The 18525-nt window shown below is 39.0% G+C and carries 18 protein-coding genes; 11 read left to right on the forward strand and 7 right to left on the reverse strand.

Features of this window, described 5'->3' with window-relative positions; genetic code table 11:
- Positions 1 to 40: 40 nt before the first annotated feature.
- Complete coding sequence (locus H0W64_08650) at positions 41 to 2062, forward strand: cyclic nucleotide-binding domain-containing protein (protein MBA3661782.1); 2022 nt, start codon at positions 41 to 43, stop codon at positions 2060 to 2062.
- 47 nt (positions 2063 to 2109) lie between these two features.
- Here the strand turns inward: H0W64_08650 and glsA are convergent, their stop codons facing one another.
- From glsA to H0W64_08665, 3 genes are read right to left on the reverse strand one after another with little or no spacing between them, the layout of a single operon-like run.
- Positions 2110 to 3105, reverse strand: a complete 996-nt coding sequence (glsA, locus tag H0W64_08655) for a glutaminase A (protein ID MBA3661783.1) — start codon at positions 3103 to 3105, stop codon at positions 2110 to 2112.
- A gap of 36 nt (positions 3106 to 3141) precedes the next feature.
- Positions 3142 to 4035, reverse strand: a complete 894-nt coding sequence (gene htpX, locus H0W64_08660) for a protease HtpX (protein MBA3661784.1) — start codon at positions 4033 to 4035, stop codon at positions 3142 to 3144.
- 60 nt (positions 4036 to 4095) lie between these two features.
- Positions 4096 to 4857: an SDR family NAD(P)-dependent oxidoreductase gene (locus H0W64_08665; GenBank protein ID MBA3661785.1), complete on the reverse strand. Its 762-nt coding sequence runs from the start codon at positions 4855 to 4857 to the stop codon at positions 4096 to 4098.
- Between the two features lie 152 nt (positions 4858 to 5009).
- Here H0W64_08665 and H0W64_08670 point away from each other — a divergent pair, with 152 nt between their 5' ends.
- The 10 genes from H0W64_08670 (at position 5010) to H0W64_08715 (ending at position 15820) form a co-directional block, all read left to right on the forward strand.
- Positions 5010 to 5759, forward strand: a complete 750-nt coding sequence (locus H0W64_08670; protein ID MBA3661786.1) for an electron transfer flavoprotein subunit beta/FixA family protein — start codon at positions 5010 to 5012, stop codon at positions 5757 to 5759.
- A complete protein-coding gene (locus H0W64_08675) occupies positions 5756 to 6697 on the forward strand; it encodes an electron transfer flavoprotein subunit alpha/FixB family protein (protein ID MBA3661787.1) in 942 nt (313 codons plus the stop codon). The genes H0W64_08670 and H0W64_08675 overlap by 4 nt, the downstream gene beginning before the upstream one ends.
- A 297-nt stretch (positions 6698 to 6994) precedes the next feature.
- A complete protein-coding gene (locus H0W64_08680; GenBank protein ID MBA3661788.1) occupies positions 6995 to 7690 on the forward strand; it encodes a GntR family transcriptional regulator in 696 nt (231 codons plus the stop codon).
- A 20-nt stretch (positions 7691 to 7710) separates the two neighbouring features.
- Positions 7711 to 9192, forward strand: a complete 1482-nt coding sequence (locus H0W64_08685) for a class I tRNA ligase family protein (GenBank protein MBA3661789.1) — start codon at positions 7711 to 7713, stop codon at positions 9190 to 9192.
- Complete coding sequence (locus H0W64_08690; GenBank protein MBA3661790.1) at positions 9182 to 10516, forward strand: SidA/IucD/PvdA family monooxygenase; 1335 nt, start codon at positions 9182 to 9184, stop codon at positions 10514 to 10516. The genes H0W64_08685 and H0W64_08690 overlap by 11 nt, the downstream gene beginning before the upstream one ends.
- Positions 10485 to 10832, forward strand: coding sequence for a cupin domain-containing protein (locus H0W64_08695; protein MBA3661791.1), 348 nt, complete (start codon positions 10485 to 10487; stop codon positions 10830 to 10832). The genes H0W64_08690 and H0W64_08695 overlap by 32 nt, the downstream gene beginning before the upstream one ends.
- Before the next feature lie 125 nt (positions 10833 to 10957).
- The gene (locus H0W64_08700) at positions 10958 to 11473 is read left to right on the forward strand and encodes a hypothetical protein (GenBank protein MBA3661792.1); all 516 of its coding nucleotides are present in this window, start codon (positions 10958 to 10960) and stop codon (positions 11471 to 11473) included.
- Positions 11474 to 11520: 47 nt separating this feature from the next.
- A complete protein-coding gene (locus tag H0W64_08705; protein MBA3661793.1) occupies positions 11521 to 12867 on the forward strand; it encodes an ankyrin repeat domain-containing protein in 1347 nt (448 codons plus the stop codon).
- 173 nt (positions 12868 to 13040) lie between these two features.
- Complete coding sequence (locus tag H0W64_08710) at positions 13041 to 14408, forward strand: homospermidine synthase (GenBank protein MBA3661794.1); 1368 nt, start codon at positions 13041 to 13043, stop codon at positions 14406 to 14408.
- A gap of 140 nt (positions 14409 to 14548) precedes the next feature.
- Positions 14549 to 15820, forward strand: a complete 1272-nt coding sequence (locus H0W64_08715; GenBank protein MBA3661795.1) for a hypothetical protein — start codon at positions 14549 to 14551, stop codon at positions 15818 to 15820.
- Between the two features lie 116 nt (positions 15821 to 15936).
- Here the strand turns inward: H0W64_08715 and H0W64_08720 are convergent, their stop codons facing one another.
- Genes H0W64_08720 through H0W64_08735 form a run of 4 tightly spaced genes read right to left on the reverse strand, consistent with a single transcriptional unit; the run spans position 15937 to position 18473 of the window.
- The gene (locus H0W64_08720) at positions 15937 to 16626 is read right to left on the reverse strand and encodes a putative DNA-binding domain-containing protein (protein ID MBA3661796.1); all 690 of its coding nucleotides are present in this window, start codon (positions 16624 to 16626) and stop codon (positions 15937 to 15939) included.
- The gene (locus H0W64_08725) at positions 16626 to 17453 is read right to left on the reverse strand and encodes a DUF692 domain-containing protein (protein ID MBA3661797.1); all 828 of its coding nucleotides are present in this window, start codon (positions 17451 to 17453) and stop codon (positions 16626 to 16628) included. Before H0W64_08725 ends, H0W64_08720 begins: the two co-directional genes overlap by 1 nt.
- Before the next feature lie 2 nt (positions 17454 to 17455).
- Entirely contained in the window at positions 17456 to 18145 is a 690-nt protein-coding gene (locus tag H0W64_08730) for a VTT domain-containing protein (GenBank protein ID MBA3661798.1), read from the reverse strand.
- A 37-nt stretch (positions 18146 to 18182) separates the two neighbouring features.
- Positions 18183 to 18473: a DUF2282 domain-containing protein gene (locus tag H0W64_08735; GenBank protein ID MBA3661799.1), complete on the reverse strand. Its 291-nt coding sequence runs from the start codon at positions 18471 to 18473 to the stop codon at positions 18183 to 18185.
- Positions 18474 to 18525: the final 52 nt, after the last annotated feature.

Below are 18525 nucleotides of genomic sequence, written 5' to 3' on the forward strand. Positions count from 1 at the left end.
GGTCTTCAAGTTACAATAAAAGGAATTAAGGATTGATCGCATGGATGATCCAAAGGTCTCATTAACTAGCCGTGTTACTTTGTTGCGAGGTTTTCCATGCTTTGCTTCTTTATCCGTTGAGCAAATCGACCAACTCGCGGGCTATTTACACGAAGTACACTATTCACCGCTTCAATCCATCGTCTCTCAGCATGATTTAATTGATAGCGTCTATTTTATTGTTCAGGGAAGCGCTGAAGTTACCCATGAAATTATAAATAAAAAAATAATTAAATCCGTGCCCGTTGCTTTGCTCAACGAAAATGAAAGTATCGGACTTAATGAAAAAGGTTTTTATTCGATAACAGGTCAAAGGACCGCTACAGTAAAAGCGGTTACACCCTTATTAGCTTTAAAATTATCATTAGCAGATTTGACCAATTTCCTGCAAAAAAATCATTTAGAAAAAGTCATGTTTGCTTCGGCTAAACAAACTTTACGCATGCACTTTATCAAGCAATCTTTGCCTTTTGCAAACCTTTCTCCGCAACGTTTAAAGTGGTTAGCAGAACGTATTAAAGAAAAAAAATATAAAGCGGGCGATGTGATTTTTAACCAAGGGGAAATGGGCGAAGAATGTTATTTAATCGAGGCAGGAGAAGTGGGCATTGTTTTTCAAAGTCCGCTTGGTGAGATAAAATTGTTAGCTGAATTATCGCCCCCGACTTTATTTGGCGAAGCGACGTTGATTACCAAATCGTCTCGTAACGCGACTGCAAAAGCACTGACTAATTGTAATCTTTTTGTCTTACGATACGAAGATTTATCTGAATTAATTGAATCGGAAACGAATGTCGCTCAAATGTTTATGACTTTAATGGTTGATCGAAGTCGACCTTTAAAAAATCCATCGGTAAGTGTGCACCAACGTACGGCTGCTGATGGAGAAACAATCACGATTTTAAAAAACGAGATGACAGGAAAATATTTTAAACTTTCCGATGAAGGCGCTTTTATCTGGCATGCTTTAAATGGTAAACAAACCTTGCAAGATATTACGATGGATTTAGCGCATCATTTCCATGTTTTTGCACCCGATATGGTAGCTGCTTTAATTTCAAAGTTAAATAGAGAAGGCTTTATTAGTAATATTCATGTTACAGCTCCTGTTCAAGATAAGCGTTCGTCTTGGGTAAAAAAATTGAAGAAAATAAAAAAACTCTTTGCCAGTAGAATTGCATTTGGTGATGTTGATCCTTGGATGACTACTTTCTATCAACGCTTTATTCGATATTTTTTTACGCCGGCAGCAAGTGTCATTTGGTTAATTTTAGTGATTGCAGGTTTTCTTTCTTTTGCCGTGAATACCCAATCAGTTTTATTATTTTTTGCAAAAAAACATATTAGCTTATTATTGCTCTTAGGACTTATCCCCTTTAGTTTAATAGCAGCTTTTCTTCATGAGTTGGGCCATGCTTTTGCTGTAAAAGCCTATGGGCGTGAAGTCCATTTTATTGGAATTGGTTGGAATGGTTTCCTTCCCATCGCCTTTACGGATACGTCTGATATGTGGCTTGCGACAAGAAAGCCGCGCATGATGGTGAACCTGGCAGGCGTATATGTAGATTTTTTTCTAGCGGGAATGGCAGCGTTGGGTATATTGCTAATTAGCAATCCTTATTTACAAGGAATACTTTGGTTATTTTCTCTCTATACCTATGTCAGTGCATTGCGTATGTTAAGTCCTTTAAAAGAAATGGATGGTTATTATGTTTTAATGGACTGGTTGGAAAAAAACAAATTACGCCATGCATCAGTAGCATGGCTTGTTAATAAATTTCCACGCAGCATTACTAACCCTCGTCTTTTTAGAGAAAACTGGCCTGAAGTCAGCTACTGGGTACTCAGTATTTTATATTTAGTTTTTATTACTACTATTACAGTTATTATTCAAAAATCCGTCTATGTTGCTTTGGGAATTCATACCCCCAGTCCTTATTTAACCTTAATTATTCCCGTGTTAGTTTTTTTCCTCTCTTGTATGAATATTCTTATTGAAATTAAAAACCAAAGCGCAGAGTGAAGAGACCCATTCAGCTGAATAGATACGGTGATTTAAATTGCGTAGGATTAGCCTCGAGCGTTGAACATTTGTTGAGATAACTCCTTCAACACAGCTTTCCCGCGTACGCTACTTCCACTTGCATCGATCGGGGGAGAAAACACCACAATGGCCATTTTCTGAGGAATAATAGCTAAAAGTCCGCCACTGACGCCATTTTTGGTGGGGAGGCCCACAGTAGTAAACCAAGCGCCACTTTCTTCATATAAACCATTGGTTATCATTTGGGCGACGATCATGTTCACGTGTGACTCACTATAAATACGAGCATGAGTTAGCGGGTGAACTCCTCCGTTAGCGAGTGTTGCACCCATCAAAGCGAGTTGTTTAGCAGTGACCATCATGGAACATGCTTTGGTATAACGATCCAATGCTTCCGCACCGTTACCCATGGTCATATCATACAATTGGAGTAATTCAGTCAGAACGCGATTATTGAGATTGGTTGCAGTCTCTGATTGGTAGACAGCTTGACCTAAAAATGCTTTATTATCGCTTAATTTTTTAAATAAATTAAAGACTCGCTGCCATTTTTCATTGTTATCTTTACCTTTAATAAAACTTGCAACTTGGATGGCACCTGCATTGACTAACGGATTTTGTAAGTGATCCGCTTTTTGAATAAGCGGAATCGGGGAATTAAAGGGAAAACCAGTCGCATTCAATCCAACTTTTTCCGTAATCCAATTCTCATCGTAATCTTCTAAAGCTAAACCATAGACAAAAATTTTTGAAATAGATTCGATGGCGAAAGGTACATCTGCATCACCTGCGGCAATCAACTCGCCATTGGGTGTAGCAATGGCGATTGCGAAATAGGCAGGATTGACCTTAGCTAACTCTGGAATATAGTCGGCATTTTTACCGCCGGTTTCATTTTGATATTTTAAATACAGTGCATTAATATTTTCTTTTAAAGCCAAGGAGGTAACAGATTCCTTGGCAAAGGCGCATCCTATGCTTACACTGGCAACAATATAAAGCCATCCAAAAAAATATTTCACGAAGGCGCTATTCCTTGAGTGACCGAAGTAGGCTGACTAACTTAATTGTTGCAATCGAGCGATGCGGTCCTTTAACGGTGGGTGGCTTGAAAATAATTCCATCCAGGAAGGCCGATGACTGATTTTAAATGCAGCCAAGGAAGGCGCGCGTTCATCTTGAATTTCACTGGTTTGTTGTAGACGACGAAGCGCGGCAATCATTCGATCACGGCCCGCCAAACGAGCGCCACCACGATCGGCGCGATATTCCCGCCAGCGGGAATATGCTGCGACTAAAATGCTACCCAATAAAGTAAATAAAATATCAAACACGAAGGCAAATAAGCTAAAAGTCATGTAGGAAATTTCACCGCGGTCGTCACTTCGTGAAAGTGCCACGGAAATAGCATATGCAATGATGCGTGATAGAAAAAGTGCAAAAGCATTGACCACGCCCTGCACCAACGTCATGGTAACCATATCGCCATTGGCAACGTGAGAAATTTCGTGCGCCAAAACAGCTTGGACTTCATCACGGTTCATGTTAGCTAAGAGACCGGAAGACACGGCAATCAATGAATTAGCCCGGGAGGGCCCAGTTGCAAAAGCATTAACTTCGGGGGAGCTGTAAATGCCAACTTCGGGCATTGTTTTCAACCCTGCCCCTTTGGCAAGCTCATAAATCATTTCTAATAAAAAGCGCTCTTCCCGCGTTGCATTGTTAGGATTGATAATGACAACGCCCATCGCCATTTTGGCAATAAATTTTGACATAAAAAGCGAAATAAATGCCCCGCCTGTTCCCCAAATCGCACAAAAAATTGCAAGTTGAACATAATCAATTCCATAACGATTCAGGTAAGTATGTAAACCTAAAACACTCGTGACAATGGAAATGGTTGCTATGACTAATAGGTTAGTTGCTAAAAATAAAATAATTCTTCTGAACATAGGGCTCACCTACAAAGTGTGGATGGGGAACATTATACCTCAAAACGCCTTCGTTTAAATTTACTTGGGTGCCATTCGTAGCGCACCATCTAATCGAATTACATTCCCATTTAGCATTGGATTTTCAATGATTGCTTTAGCTAATAATGCATATTCTTGCGGTTTTGCTAAACGTTTGGGAAAAGGCACACTGGCAGCAAGTGAGGCGCGCGCTTCAGGTGAAATTTTTTCAAACATCGGAGTGTCGACCAGGCCCGGGGCAATGGTCATAACTCGAATACCAAATTGGGCTAATTCACGCGCAGCAGGCAAAGTAAGTCCTACAATACCGCCCTTTGATGCGCTATAAGCTGTTTGGCCAATCTGTCCTTCAAATGCTGCGACGGATGCAGTATTGATGATAACGCCGCGTTCTTCGTCGGCAAGGGGTGAAAGTTGCGTCATGGCATTAGCAATGAGTCGCATGACATTAAAGGAACCAATTAAATTAATTTCAATAATTTTACGAAATTCATCAAGCGGCATAGGGCCTTGTTGGTTCACCATGCGTCTGCCATGGACAACCCCTGCGCAGTTAATGCAAATCCTCGGGGTGCCAAGTTGCTTTTCGATGGCTTTAATCACATTTTCGACGCTCTCAGCTTGCGTAACATCACACGTAAAAGGGATGGCACCAATTTTATTTGCAGTTTCTTCACAGACTGCTTGATTAATATCTAAAATGGCGACTTTGGCGCCCAATGAAATAAGTAATTCAGCTGAAGCACGGCCCATTCCCGATGCGCCACCCGTGATCATTGCGACGGTTTGATTAATATCCATGAAGATTTATCCTGTAGGGTTAGTTAAAATTGGCTATCGTCAAGATAAGATGCTGACTACTGCGCGCGAAATCAAGGTACAAAATACTATAACTATTTAAAGTATTACAGGTTGAATGTTAACATGCCGCATCACGTTGGCAGGAATTCAGCATGAAAATTATTGTAGGTGTAAAAAGAGTCGTTGATTATAAAACAACGGTTCGTATTAAATCTGATGGCTCAGATGTTGAAACATCGACCGTTAAAATGTCGATGAATCCTTTTGATGAAATTGCTGTAGAAGAAGCAATACGATTAAAGGAAAAAGGTATTGCATCCGAAGTTATTGTCGTTTCTATTGGAAAATCAACCCATCAGGAAACATTACGACATGCGCTTGCCATGGGCTGTGATCGAGCCATATTAATGACTACAGAACTTTCAATCCAACCCTTAGCTTGTGCTAAGATTTTTCAACACTTAGCCCAAACAGAATCGCCCTCTCTGATTATTTTGGGTAAACAAGCGATTGATACTGATGATAATCAAGTGGGCCAAATGTTGGCCGGTTTACTTCATTGGCCACAAGGTACTTTTGCATCAAATCTTGCTTTCCATGATAATGGTGTCAGCGTGACGCGAGAGATTGATGGGGGTTTGGAAACACTTTTTCTTAATTTGCCAGCCGTTATTACCACGGATTTACGTTTAAATGAGCCCCGTTACCTTTCTCTTCCTAATATCGTGAAAGCTAAAGCTAAGCCTTTAAACCTGATTGCCGCAGATACGCTGGGCCTCGATTTACAACCCCATATTGAATTGTTATCGGTTAGTGCACCCTCAAAGAAACGCAATGGTGTGAAACTTAATTCAGTTCAAGAATTAATAACCCGGTTAAAAGATGAGGCGCAAGTGATATGAAAGTATTAGTACTTAGCGAACATAACAATCAACACATTAAATCGGCAACGTATCATACGTTATCTGCCGCAAAACAATTAGGTACGACCTTCGACTTGCTTGTAATAGGTTATGAATGTACGGCCGTTGCGCAAGAAGCAGCAGTGATCCTAAGCGTTGATGAAGTTTTGCTTGCCGATAACGAGGTCTATGCTCACCAGCTCGCTGAGAATTGTGCAGAACTCATTGCAGAAATAGGCAAAAATTATGATTACATCTTGGCTGGCGCAACAACATTTGGAAAAAATGTATTGCCTCGTGTTGCTGCATTGCTTGATGTGGGAATGATAAGCGATGTCATAAAAATTGAAAATGAAGATACTTATTTACGTCCTATTTATGCAGGTAATATCATTGCAAAAGTACGATCCTCCGACAAAATCAAAGTCATGACCATACGCACGACTGCCTTTCCTTCGCTAGAAGAAAAAAGAGATGCGCAAGCCTCTATTACATCACTAACTCAAGTGATTGCGAATCCGTTATCCCGCTTTGAAAATGAATCTTTAACCCAATCAGCTCGTCCTGAATTAACCTCGGCTCGGGTGATCGTCGCGGGAGGACGCGGATTAAAAAGTGCGGATAATTTCCATTTGTTAGAAACCATTGCAGATCAATTGGGCGGTGCGGTGGGTGCATCACGTGCCGCGGTTGATGCAGGTTTTGCCCCTAATGATTATCAAGTTGGTCAAACCGGTAAAGTCGTTGCGCCTGATCTTTATATCGCCGTTGGTATTTCGGGTGCGATTCAACATTTGGCCGGGATGAAAGATAGTAAAATTATTGTCGCAATTAACAACGATCCTGAAGCGCCCATTTTTGAAATTGCCGATTATATTTTAGTGGGTGATTTATTTACCCTTCTACCGGAATTACAAAATGCATTAGGGTCACTTTAAGATCAACTCTTTCAGAAAAAGCTGTAAATGAATGATCTTGGCCTCTGAAACCGAATTGGATTTCACCAGATTACTTTGCAGCTCCGTTTAATTTTATTTAAGCGTGTCATTTTCTTATCTTCCCTTTTTTTATCTCATTAATAATGAATCTTCTTTCGTTGTGTGGATCAGTTCGTATATGTGCCGCAGACTTATCCGTATCTTTATTTTCGAAAATATTATTTATTTTCGAAAATAAGTACGTTATGATGGATCGTGTTCTTACAATGTGTGTGCGATGAAATGGAAAAGGCCGATATGACGTCAAGCGTCAGAAAAAAAACGAAAGCAACAAATATCTTTGAAAAATTACATCATGATATTACGAACGGAATATTTTTTCCCGGGCAACGATTGCAAATGGATGAACTGAAACGACGGTATGAAGTTGGCTACAGCCCTATACGAGAAGCGCTTTCGCGTCTTGTCATCAGCGGACTTGTTCGCAGAGAAGAACATTGTGGATTTACAGTAGCCCCCTTATCAGTCGATGAATTAAATGATTTATATAATATACGCATCGAAATTGATAGCCTCGCTATTGACTATGCTATGCAACACGGTGATGAACATTGGGAAGCTAATGTGGTCGCAGCATGGCATCGTTACAAAAAATATCTAACCCACCAAATCAATAAAGAAATGGATCCAACGCAATGGGAAACGCTTCATCGTGAATATCGTTTTAGTTTAATTAAAGCGTGTCAGTCCCCCTGGTTACTCAAAATTCGTGAGATGTTGCAAGAACATGCTGCGCGTTATCGGGTTTTATGCCTTAGTAAAAAGCACCTTACTAAAAAAATTTTACTGGAACTCATTAAAAGTAATGAGGCACTTGTACTAGCCTTAATAGCTAGAGATCGAAAACAAGTTAAGCGACACCATAAAGAAAGTTGGAATATCTCAATTCAAATTATAAAAGAGACGATTGAAGCGACGCATAATTCATTATAATTAAGAAATTAGTAAGTGTTATGAAACAAAAATATTTAATTATCCCTTCTGTACCGACTCCTAATGGCCATTTACATTTAGGCCATATTGGCGGCCCTTTTTTAACAGCAGATATTATTACACGGGTCTTGCAAAGACAGGGTCATGAAGCAAAAATGATTTGCGGGACAGATACTTATGAATCGTTTGTTGTACATAAAGCAGTGAATGAAAATAAGTCTTCTGAAGAAATATGTCATGATTATCATAAAAAAATTGCTGCAGATTTACAGGCCATGGATATTAATATTGATACATTTATTAATCCGCTTGCTGATGAATGGCGTAATCAATACGGCGAATGGCAACATTTTATTTTTAAAAAACTAGAAAATATGGGAGCCATTACTGCAATAGATGAACAAGTCTTATGGGATGAAAAAGCGAAGCGATATAGGGTCGGGTGTTGGTTGCAGGGGAAATGTCCGGTTTGCAAAATGTATGCAGAAAGTTATTTTTGTGAAAATTGTGGGGCCTACTTTCGCCCTGAAGAATTGATATTAAATAAAAACACTTTTTTTTCTGAAAAAACCACAAATTTATTCATGAAAGTTCCTACGGATCTTGTGCATTCATCTTTAAAAAAATTATATCAAGACACAATGACGCAACAAAAAGGTTTAATGCGATTAACAGCTAATAGCGATTGGGGGCTGGCTGTACCATCTAACGCTTCTCTCCCTTCCTCCACTTTATTTAGTTATGGATTAATATTTGCCTATTTTTTAATGATGGGAAAAATTGCAGGAAAAGAAGTCAATGCATTTTCAATTAACTCGAGCGTCAAAACAATTTCCTGTTTTGGCATCGATAATGCAGTAGCATTTCTTGCTAGCGCGCTCGGTGTTACTCATCATTGTAAAGAATACAAACCTTTTGATTATTTAATTCCTAATTATTTTTATCTTTTAAATAATAAAAAATTTTCTAAGAGCAAAGGCCATGCAATTTTTGTCAATGATCTCATTATAAAATCGTCTGTCTCAAGTGATATTGTTCGGTTTTTTTTAGCAACCATCAATGTTAGAGATCAAGTTGGATATTTTTCCGCAGATGAATTTGTAGTTTTTTATAATAAAACGATTCTTTGGATTAACGCTGCAATTATTAATCAGTTTAAGGCCAATCAAGATGATGAAATGCCCATTTTATGTGATGGAATTTTAAAATCATTACTCAAAAATCAGAATGATTTACTTCATCCTAGTCAATTTCTTCCTCATTTAGCTGTTAAGACGATATATAGCTGGCTTACCTACACCTGCTCGAGCCATCAGTGGTTAAAAGGTATGTCATTACTAATGTATCCTTTTATGCCAAAGCTGGCTCAATGTATTTGGCATAACTTAGGATATTTGGGCTGCCCAGCAGAAATGCAACATGAAACAACTATCCCCATCCCATTAACCTTTCCTCATTACAAACAACTTTCTAGAGACGATCTTCATGCAGTTGCGCTCTAAGTCTAATGACACAATTAAAACCTTACTGGGCATCGGTATTGGCCCGTCGAATTTAAGTCTAGCTGCGTTGCTGAGTCCTTTAAAGGAATTTTCTTCTGTATTTTTTGATTCTAAAAAATTTTTTGCTTGGCATCCAGGCATGTTAATGCCCAACGCTAAACTGCAAGTTTCTCATTTGGAAGACTTGGTCACTTTAGTCGACCCCACCAATCCTTATTCATTTGTTGCTTTTTTAGCGAATAAAAAACGTTTATATCGGTTTATCTATGCAAAATTTAACAGAATATTGCGCATCGAATTTAATGAATACCTCGCGTGGGTCAGTCAAAATTTATCAAATTTAAACTTTTCCCATCACGTAGAAAAAATTTCATTTCAGGATAATTATTTTTTGCTAGAAACAGCCACTAAAAAAATTAAAGGCAAGCATCTGGTTCTTGGTACTGGTACCACACCTTCAGTTCCAACATGGGCGCGTCCCTATCTTGGTCCTACTGTTTTTCATAGTCAGCATTTTTTAGAGAATTTCAAGAATTTTTCTGGAAAAAGAGTGGCGGTCATTGGTGGCGGACAAAGTAGTGCAGAAATTATCGATGCTATCATTTCAAAATCGGAAAATCTACCCAGTCAATTATATTGGATTTCAAGACGTAATCAATTTCAACAATTAGATGAATCCTCATTTGTGTATGAACTTTTTTCTCCTGCCTACAATGAATATTTTTTTAATTTAAATACAGAAGTTCAACAAAAAAAATTACACGAAAATGCTCTTGCTAATGATGGGATCTCAGTGACCACCCTCACTGCTATTTATCAAAAACTCTATGCCTTAGAATTAATCGAAAAGCGCGGTAAGTTTTTCCAGTTGTTAACGAATTATGATTTTATCGGGCTACAAGCAGATCGTTGTAATGAAACATGGCGCATGACTTGCGAGCAACGGCAATTAAATAAAATTTGGAATGCGGAAGTTGACATCATTATTTTTTGTACTGGATATGAGCGTCTAGTACCTGCTTGTTTAACTGATTTCCGTGATCGCATCGATTTACATCATGATCAATTCACGGTGCATAACGATTTTTCAATTGCATGGGATGGTCCGCAAACTCATCGCATTTATGTACAGAATGGAGCTCGCCATCAGCATGGTGTTGCTGACACGAGTTTATGTTTAATGGCTTGGCGGAGTGCTAAAATTATTAATAGTATTGCTGAAAAAGAATTATATAGCATTGATGATAACAGCAGTGCCATTGATTGGAATTCTATGCGAGTTAAAGAAAAATATGGGTCTGCCTCGGTTACAATTGGGAGATAACCAATTTTTTGCACAGGGCTGCTTGCTGCAAGAAATGATTAATCCTTTAGTCAACTTATCTGTACAGATATCTTTATTTACGGTTAAATCAGGATGCGAGACGCCTGTCGATAAGCATTTCGAACATGAGTATTGGATTATATTGGAAGGAGCGGCAACATTGGTTTACGAACAAACTTTATTTCAAATTATGAAAGATGAGGCATTCTATTTTTTACCGCACGCAACGCATAAAATTATTAATCATACCGCTGCCGATATAAAAATTCTTTCGGTTTATTGGGCAGACGGCAAAATTCGCGATTCCGTGCTTTAGAACTAAAAGATGAGGAAGGAGCTTGATACCCAATTGATTTTAATGAAGATTACCGCCATCTTGGGAAATTGCTATAATTATTATAAATCTAATCTTTGGTTCAACTTAGTTTTGCGGAATCAATAATGAAAGACGATGAATTAATTAAGAAAAAAAATATACATCTTCAAGATAATGAGGAAGGAGATACTGGTGATGCAGGTTCTGCAAGCGGGGGAGCAGGCGGCCAGATCGAATTTCGCGATTTTTTAACGAATCGGGAAAGCGCGCGGGATGATTTATTAACCGGTGAGGAAAAGCGACGATTACTTTCTGTTCATAAAGATAGGCATGCTGTACGTGTTGATGCCCAGAAAAAATTACGGGAAGAACGTAAACAAATAAAAGAAGGAAAAGTTGCTAAGTCATTTAATCAGCAAGGAAATGGGCAACAGCGACAGGGTGAATATAAAGCTAATCCTGTTTTAGCGGCTGCTGCACAATTTAGTGGTAGCGTCGATAATAAAGTCAATACAGTACCTACCGAGCATATTGCTGAGACCAACAATGATAAGCGTGAAGAGTTGGAGTATCAATATCAGTTACGCAATCGACCAGAAAATACGCCACGTTTTAATCCTAAACCTCAATTTAATAGGTAATCATTTTTCTTATGCTTTCCTTAGCTGATGCCATTTTGCAGGAAGACATGCACAGGATTGCATCGCTTATACCACGTGAAGATGTCAATCAAATTGATGAATATGGTTTCACGCCACTTATTGAAGCAGCCATTATTGACCATACAAAAATCTCTGCTTTTCTGCTTGATCAAGGTGCCGATCCAAATCGTCCTGATGTTACAGGAGGAACAGCATTACAATGGGCAGTAGAAAATAATAATCAAGACTTGTGCCGCTTATTATTAAATCATGGAGCAGATCCCAACGCTTATAACTTAGCGGGTCAACCCGTACTTGTCATGCCTATTTTACGTAAACAAAAAGCATTGCAGAAATTACTTGTTAAAGCTTCTGCAGATGAAGTTTTTGCGCAAGACTATATTAATGTTAAATTATTAGGTCACTTGTTTGAATTGGTTGGCACTGCCAATATTGTTGATCCTCAAAATCATTATGTGGAGGTTGATTTCGAGGGTTTTTATTTGGAAGTAACCTTAGGATTGATTAGCGATTCACTTTCACAATTTCAAAATCATTTTGCCGCCAGACAATTACGGCGTTTTTCTGGGCTTTCACAATATATCGTTGCGGTTATTCAACGGGCCGCTGAGTTAATCCGATATCAACAATACCGTGTTGATATCAGTAAATATGAACAACGTATCGATTCTCTTATTCAACAAGAACCGTTACTTATTCCTGTTGGTTATGAAGGTCATGCTATTACCTTTATTAAACTGGGCGAGATATGGGTTAAATGTGATCGTCGGGAAGATAGTCGGTTATATGATAATATTGTTTTTTATCAAATTAATCGGCCGCAAAATTATAATATCGATTTTGTTAAAAATTTAATTTATAAAAAACAATCGAGTCATTATATTAATACGGAATTAGATCAAGTTTTGGGATTAACCCCGATTACAGAATTAAAAATTGAAGCGCAAGTTAGTGGTAATTGTTCCTGGGCTAATGTAGAAGCTTCAATCCCCTCCCTTTTTTATCTTATTTTGAATCAACTCAATCAACATAATCCGGCGAATAATCATTACAAAACCCTCGCTCTAAATTTTTTTCACCAGTTTCGTGAATGGAATAAAGATCGTGCATTGCATTATTGCATCCGCAGCTTTGAACAGGGTGATGCGATTCGCAAAGCCTGTAAAGCTGAGATTTTAGCGGCTATTTTATTTCAACGTTGCGACTTCCATACAGCAAAGGCAAGGCCACGGATTGAAACGATCCTGAAGGTGTTAATGGGTTCGCCGTATGAATATATTTTGAAAAATTATGTACGCATTTATTACTATCAAGCTCCTACAGAAGAAGGCAAACAATTTGCTGAATTGCTTAAAGAATACGGTCTCACCTAAGTCATGCTCCTATTGAAATGCTTGGCTTGTATGAAATAATGTCGCTAATCCTTGGCAAGAAGTTTTTGTTCGGTGTAAGATGCCATCGCGAGCTGCATTGATCGTTACGAATCAGGGAGGATGGTGTGGAGCAAAATCCGCAAAAATATTTCCAATTTACCCATAAAATTGTCATGATTGGTTTTGGCAGTATTGGTCAAGCAGTTTTACCGCTGATCTTGCGCCATCTCGTCATTTCTCCTCAACAAATTCTCATCTTGACCAAAGATGATTATGGTATTGAAATTGCACAAGCGCACGGGGTTAGTCATCGCATTTCCCCTCTGACGCAGGATAATTATCTATCAATTTTAAAAGATAATTTAAGTCCCAACGATTTTTTGTTGAATTTATCTGTGGATGTTTCGAGCGTTGATTTAATAAAATATTGCCAATCTAATGACATTCTCTATCTTGATACGTGTGTTGAACCTTGGGCGGGTGGCTATGCAGATCCTTCATTGTCACCATCACTACGTTCAAATTATGCGTTGCGTGATTCAGCGCTTGCCTTGAAACGCCCCCATCAACCAACAGCAGTTATAACACATGGGGCGAATCCTGGCCTCGTTTCTCATTTTGTGAAGCAAGCACTTTTAAACATTGCAGAGGATGCGCATTACCCGACTGAAATCCCCCAAAATCAAAATGAATGGGCGGGACTTGCTCAGGCGCTGAATATTAAAACCATACATATCGCAGAACGCGATACTCAGCTCGCCAATATTCCCAAAAAACGGGATGAATTCGTGAATACTTGGTCAGTTGAAGGATTTATTGGCGAAGGGCTGCAACCGGCAGAGCTAGGTTGGGGGACGCATGAAAAGCATTGGCCGCACGATGCCCATCACCATGAATTCGGTGAACAAAATGCAATTTATTTATCACGTCCGGGCGCCTCAACCCGTGTACGCACGTGGACGCCAATGGCCGGTCCGTTTCATGGCTTTTTGATTACTCACGGTGAATCGATTTCTATCTCGCACTATTTCACTGTGAAAGATAATAAACAGGTCATCTATCGTCCTACTGTTCACTATGCTTATCATCCTTGTGACGATGCCGTGTTATCCATTGATGAATTAGCAGGAATGGAGTGGCAAAAGCAAGGATCATTGCGTTTGATGAATGAAGAAATTACTCAAGGTATCGATGAGCTTGGGGTTTTATTGATGGGGCATGAACGTGGAGCTTATTGGTATGGTTCACAGCTTTCTATCGAAGAAGCGCGTGAACTCGTTCCTCATAATAATGCAACCAGTTTACAAGTTGCAATTAGCGTCCTGGGGGGCATGATTTGGGCGATGACTCATCCTCATGAAGGCATCGTGGAACCTGATGAAATGGATTATCAATTAATACTCAATATTGCCCGTCCGTACTTAGGTCAAGTCTGTGGACATTATACGGATTGGACCCCCCTTACCGGACGAGGCAAACTTTTTGCTGAAAAAATAGATAATAAGGATCCGTGGCAATTCCTAAATGTGCGCGTTAATTAATCAAGCTAAAGATTGTACAGATTATTAATTGTACAATTCGATCGATAATGCCAATTACCGATTGCCAAGTATAAATCCCCTCAGTATGATGATTAGCCTGCTAATCCTATATAAATATAAAAATAAATCACGAGGATGCAATGCACTCTACATCACCATCCACTCTCCCAGAAAAAAAATCCAAGAAAAAATTACTCATTGATATTCTCAAGAAACTAGATCTTGATGAAGCAATTATGACTTTGAAAGGATTTGTTTCCGGGAAATTTCTTCAAACATTCAGTTCTTTCTTAATGGGTGGTATTTGTGCCGCTGGACTTTTTAGTGATGGATGGGAGTCATTAAAAGATCTTATTGAAGCTTATCGAGATCCGAATGCACCGCAACGTAAAACAAGGATAGCGGTTGGCGCGACAGCTTTGGGTGTCGGGGCTGTCGGTGGGGTTCTTTCATTAGGTTATATTGCAGCCGAACTCGGATTAGTCCTCGCGGGTATGACTTATTTACCTTTAATTATTCCCAGTTTTATGACAGCGATGTGTACGCTGGCTGTGGCTAATAAAGGTTATGCTTTCGCAATAGCACGCAAAAATGAAGCTGATGCGAGAAAAGCTTATAAGCCAGTCATCAAAGGACAGCAAGAAGAATTAAACTGTATCATGCGAACACTTGCTAAACTTAATGAACTTAAAAAACAAGCGATACAAGACGATAAAATTTACGCTAAAAAATTGGCCAACCACCAACCTTTAAGTGAGGTTGAAAATACATTTCATAAACATTATCAGAAAGCGATTAAATCATTTGACTCCCAAATTTTTGCCTACACCAATAGCTGTGAGACTTTAATTCAAAAGGTGGCAGCTCAAAACTTACAAGCCACTTATTTAGAATGTCGAACAATACGACTTGATGCTGAACGAGAAGTAGCTTTTGCAACGATCGAAGCTGGGGCGGCCTCAGCTGTTGTTATTGCCATGGGTATTGGTATTACTGCCTTTATCGCGACGGGTTCCATTCTCAGTATGGGAGCTTTGCCTGCGACTTTATTATTGGGGGGCATGGCGATTGGTATGGGCATTAAAATATTTGAAGCAATCGATAAGCATTATGACTTTGCGATTACGAATTCCATTCGAAATTTTATTACGTCAACATTTGATAAATTCAGTTTTAAAGTAAAACACCCGTTCACGCCGACACCTGAACCGACGATGAAATTGATTGCCATTCCTGAGAAGCCAAAGTTACACTTTTCCGAAAAATCTTCAGTATCGCCTTCACCAAGCCTGAGTAACCAGCACACGGTAAATAATGCCTCAGTCAATGTGCCTACCTACCGTCATTTGATTAATACTACGGCACCCATTGTTCCTGAGGAGCCAAGGCCTTCGTCAAGAATGCGGTTTTAAAATTTTATGTGGGTCTCTCGATTTTAACCTAAGGTGGACGTCTCTCATCCCGCGACATGTAAGCAAGCTTTCCATGAGGGAAAAAAGGAACTTTGCGTTTAAAATAAAAAACAAACTTAGAAGAGATAGGGTGAAAGTGTCGTTAAACTAAATTCCTGATAGTCAACGCGGATGATTTTGAGCGCATCGTGAAGCGTGTGCGACTGACATAAGGAGAGGAATTTAAATTCAGGTTTTTTTAAAGGTATTAAACGTAACTTTTCTTCACGCACTATAATTAATAAGTTGAGCGGCACACTCTGCGTCAAATCAATCGCCGGAATGGCTCCCTCGCATAAATCAATAATTTCGAGCAAATTATACTGACATTCAAGCAGCGCAGTTTTCCCTGGGAGGATATGACTGAGTGAATGTTTCACGTATTCATTTTGCCACGTTAAATCGGCTGCAGTTAAATCCATAGGGAGTGCCGCGCAAAGCCATTCAAAATGTGCAACCTCGGCAAGGTAGGGATGGGCAATGTGTACAGCATCTGCTTTTAAATACAATTTAAAAAATGCTCCATATTCGTTTAAATTTGGGCTGCGTGATGGTTCTGCTTGAATATAGGTAAGACCTATTTGTTGAAAATAAGCATCACCCAATAATTTATGAATGAGTGGGTAAGTTCGAGTTAAAGATTTAAGTAGAGTTGCTTGATAAGTGTTGCGATAAATTTCTAAATTGCAAGTATGCGTGATTGAAGCGTCAGATTCCTGATGTTTTATACTGTTTATAAATTCAATTTGGAAGTCCAGGAGTTTCATTAGATTACGCCTGAAATAGCAGTGATATTGAAGCGCTCAGCATGCTTTGCCTCTGCATAGAGAATTTCCCAGGAGGGTAGCTGATCATCCCATTCAATTATGGTGGGAAGGGAACCAAATTGATCAATGGCTTCTTGATACAAGACCCATACTTCTTGCGCCACCTTATCTGCATGGGTATCAATTAAAATGCTCTGTCCTTCAATTTCACGTCGCGTAAATCCACCCAAATGAATTTCTTTAACATGTTGGGTTTTAATTGCTTGTAAATATTCTTGCGGCTTAAAATGATGATGACTTGCTGAAACATAAATATTATTAAGGTCGAGCAAAATTCCACATCCTGAACGATCGGCAATTTCATTAAGCATTTGCCACTCAGCTAAATAATCTATTTTAAAGCCAACGTAACTCGAAATATTTTCGATCAAAATAAAACGCTGTAAATAAGTTTGTACCCTTTGAATGCGTTCAACAATATGATTAACCGTTTCTGTTGTGCGTGGGAGCGGAAACAAATCGTGGAAATAATGACTTTTCAGAGATGTCCATGCTAAATGATCAGAAACAAATAACGGATCAACTTGTTGAATTAATTGTTTTAAGTTTTCAAGGTAAACAAGATTTAAGCTATCGGTTCCACCGAGTGATAAATTAACACCATGCAAGCTAAGGGGATAATCACCTCGCAATGCGACTAACTTTTTGACAGCCCGTGGTTGATTAAAATAATTTTCACTATGGACTTCAAGCAATGCTAAGGGCGGTTTATACATGAAAATATCATTTTCATATTTATTTTTATAACTAACGCCTGTAAATTGCATGATTATTTACGTTTTATGAAATGATAAATGATCGGCAAAAGACTGATAATGATCATTGCGATTAAAGGTAACAAAATACTGGGTGTAAAAATAATAGTGTAACTTGGCGAGGTATCTTGCTCGAAGACTTTACCTAAACCGCGCCCCACCATGGCATACACAAAGGTTGCTGGAAATACGCCTAAAACAGTTGCTGCAATAAATGTTTTTAGTGGGACATTTAATGCTCCAGCAGAAACGTTACTAATCCAACATGGAAAGATGGGAACCAAGCGTAGCATAAGGATATACATAAAAGCATTACGCTTAAATCCGCGTTCAAATCTTTTGACGACCCCCGTGCTGGTTGTGAAGCCAGCTCCAACTGACATTCTCACCGCCAAACACAAAATTAGACCGCCAAATGTTGTTGCAAACACAGCGTAAGGAATGGCAATGGTGCCCAATAAAAAACCACCCAATAGGGTTAAAAACGTTGCACAGGGGACCGCACAAGCAATGAGCAAAGTAAAGACGAGAATGTAAAGCACAGTTGCTTGAAAATAATGCTGAGCCGTCCACTGGGTAGCAAAGGTTTGGTATTTTTTTAAAGTTTCGTAAGTTAAATAATGATGTAAATCAAAATAAAAAAAACTAACTAATAAAATGAGTAATAACGTCAGTAAAAACCAACGTTTAATGGTAGTAAACATGTATTTCATGCAATGAACGACTCAAATTTTTATAATTTTATGAAGCTTTGGTGCTACCACCAACAATTTTATTACACAAACCTTTAGGCATGATGATCCATTCTTTTTTATCCCCTGCAATTTTGGCTTCACCGCCGCAACCATGCGTGGCTGTTCCGCAATCATTTTGCCCCGGTCTTGCAACGCCATAACATTTTTCCATGCCTTCTAAATTCACCATTTGCGACATGTCTTGCGTGTTAGCTGTCGTTTCAGCGGCTAAAACTTCATTGCTCACGGTTGTTGCAAGCAGTGCCGAAAGGGCACTAGCGATGATTATTTTGGTCATGAATTACCCTTTTCATTTTTAAGTCGTTGAGATAGACGTTTGAACAAGTAAA

Source organism: Gammaproteobacteria bacterium (assembly GCA_013816845.1).
In the GTDB taxonomy this organism is placed as follows: Bacteria; Pseudomonadota; Gammaproteobacteria; order DSM-16500; family DSM-16500; genus Aquicella.

Bases quoted from the DNA above. Each gene is read 5' to 3' on its own strand.
- htpX (MBA3661784.1), bottom strand. From the start codon at position 4,035: ATGTTCAGAAGAATTATTTTATTTTTAGCAACTAACCTATTAGTCATA.
- H0W64_08680 (MBA3661788.1), top strand. From the start codon at position 6,995: ATGACGTCAAGCGTCAGAAAAAAAACGAAAGCAACAAATATCTTTGAA.
- H0W64_08710 (MBA3661794.1), top strand. From the start codon at position 13,041: ATGATTGGTTTTGGCAGTATTGGTCAAGCAGTTTTACCGCTGATCTTG.
- H0W64_08695 (MBA3661791.1), top strand. From the start codon at position 10,485: ATGGGTCTGCCTCGGTTACAATTGGGAGATAACCAATTTTTTGCACAG.
- H0W64_08720 (MBA3661796.1), bottom strand. From the start codon at position 16,626: ATGAAACTCCTGGACTTCCAAATTGAATTTATAAACAGTATAAAACAT.
- H0W64_08700 (MBA3661792.1), top strand. From the start codon at position 10,958: ATGAAAGACGATGAATTAATTAAGAAAAAAAATATACATCTTCAAGAT.
- H0W64_08730 (MBA3661798.1), bottom strand. From the start codon at position 18,145: ATGTTTACTACCATTAAACGTTGGTTTTTACTGACGTTATTACTCATT.
- H0W64_08725 (MBA3661797.1), bottom strand. From the start codon at position 17,453: ATGCAATTTACAGGCGTTAGTTATAAAAATAAATATGAAAATGATATT.
- H0W64_08670 (MBA3661786.1), top strand. From the start codon at position 5,010: ATGAAAATTATTGTAGGTGTAAAAAGAGTCGTTGATTATAAAACAACG.
- H0W64_08735 (MBA3661799.1), bottom strand. From the start codon at position 18,473: ATGACCAAAATAATCATCGCTAGTGCCCTTTCGGCACTGCTTGCAACA.
- H0W64_08650 (MBA3661782.1), top strand. From the start codon at position 41: ATGGATGATCCAAAGGTCTCATTAACTAGCCGTGTTACTTTGTTGCGA.
- H0W64_08715 (MBA3661795.1), top strand. From the start codon at position 14,549: ATGCACTCTACATCACCATCCACTCTCCCAGAAAAAAAATCCAAGAAA.
- H0W64_08705 (MBA3661793.1), top strand. From the start codon at position 11,521: ATGCACAGGATTGCATCGCTTATACCACGTGAAGATGTCAATCAAATT.
- H0W64_08675 (MBA3661787.1), top strand. From the start codon at position 5,756: ATGAAAGTATTAGTACTTAGCGAACATAACAATCAACACATTAAATCG.
- H0W64_08685 (MBA3661789.1), top strand. From the start codon at position 7,711: ATGAAACAAAAATATTTAATTATCCCTTCTGTACCGACTCCTAATGGC.
- H0W64_08665 (MBA3661785.1), bottom strand. From the start codon at position 4,857: ATGGATATTAATCAAACCGTCGCAATGATCACGGGTGGCGCATCGGGA.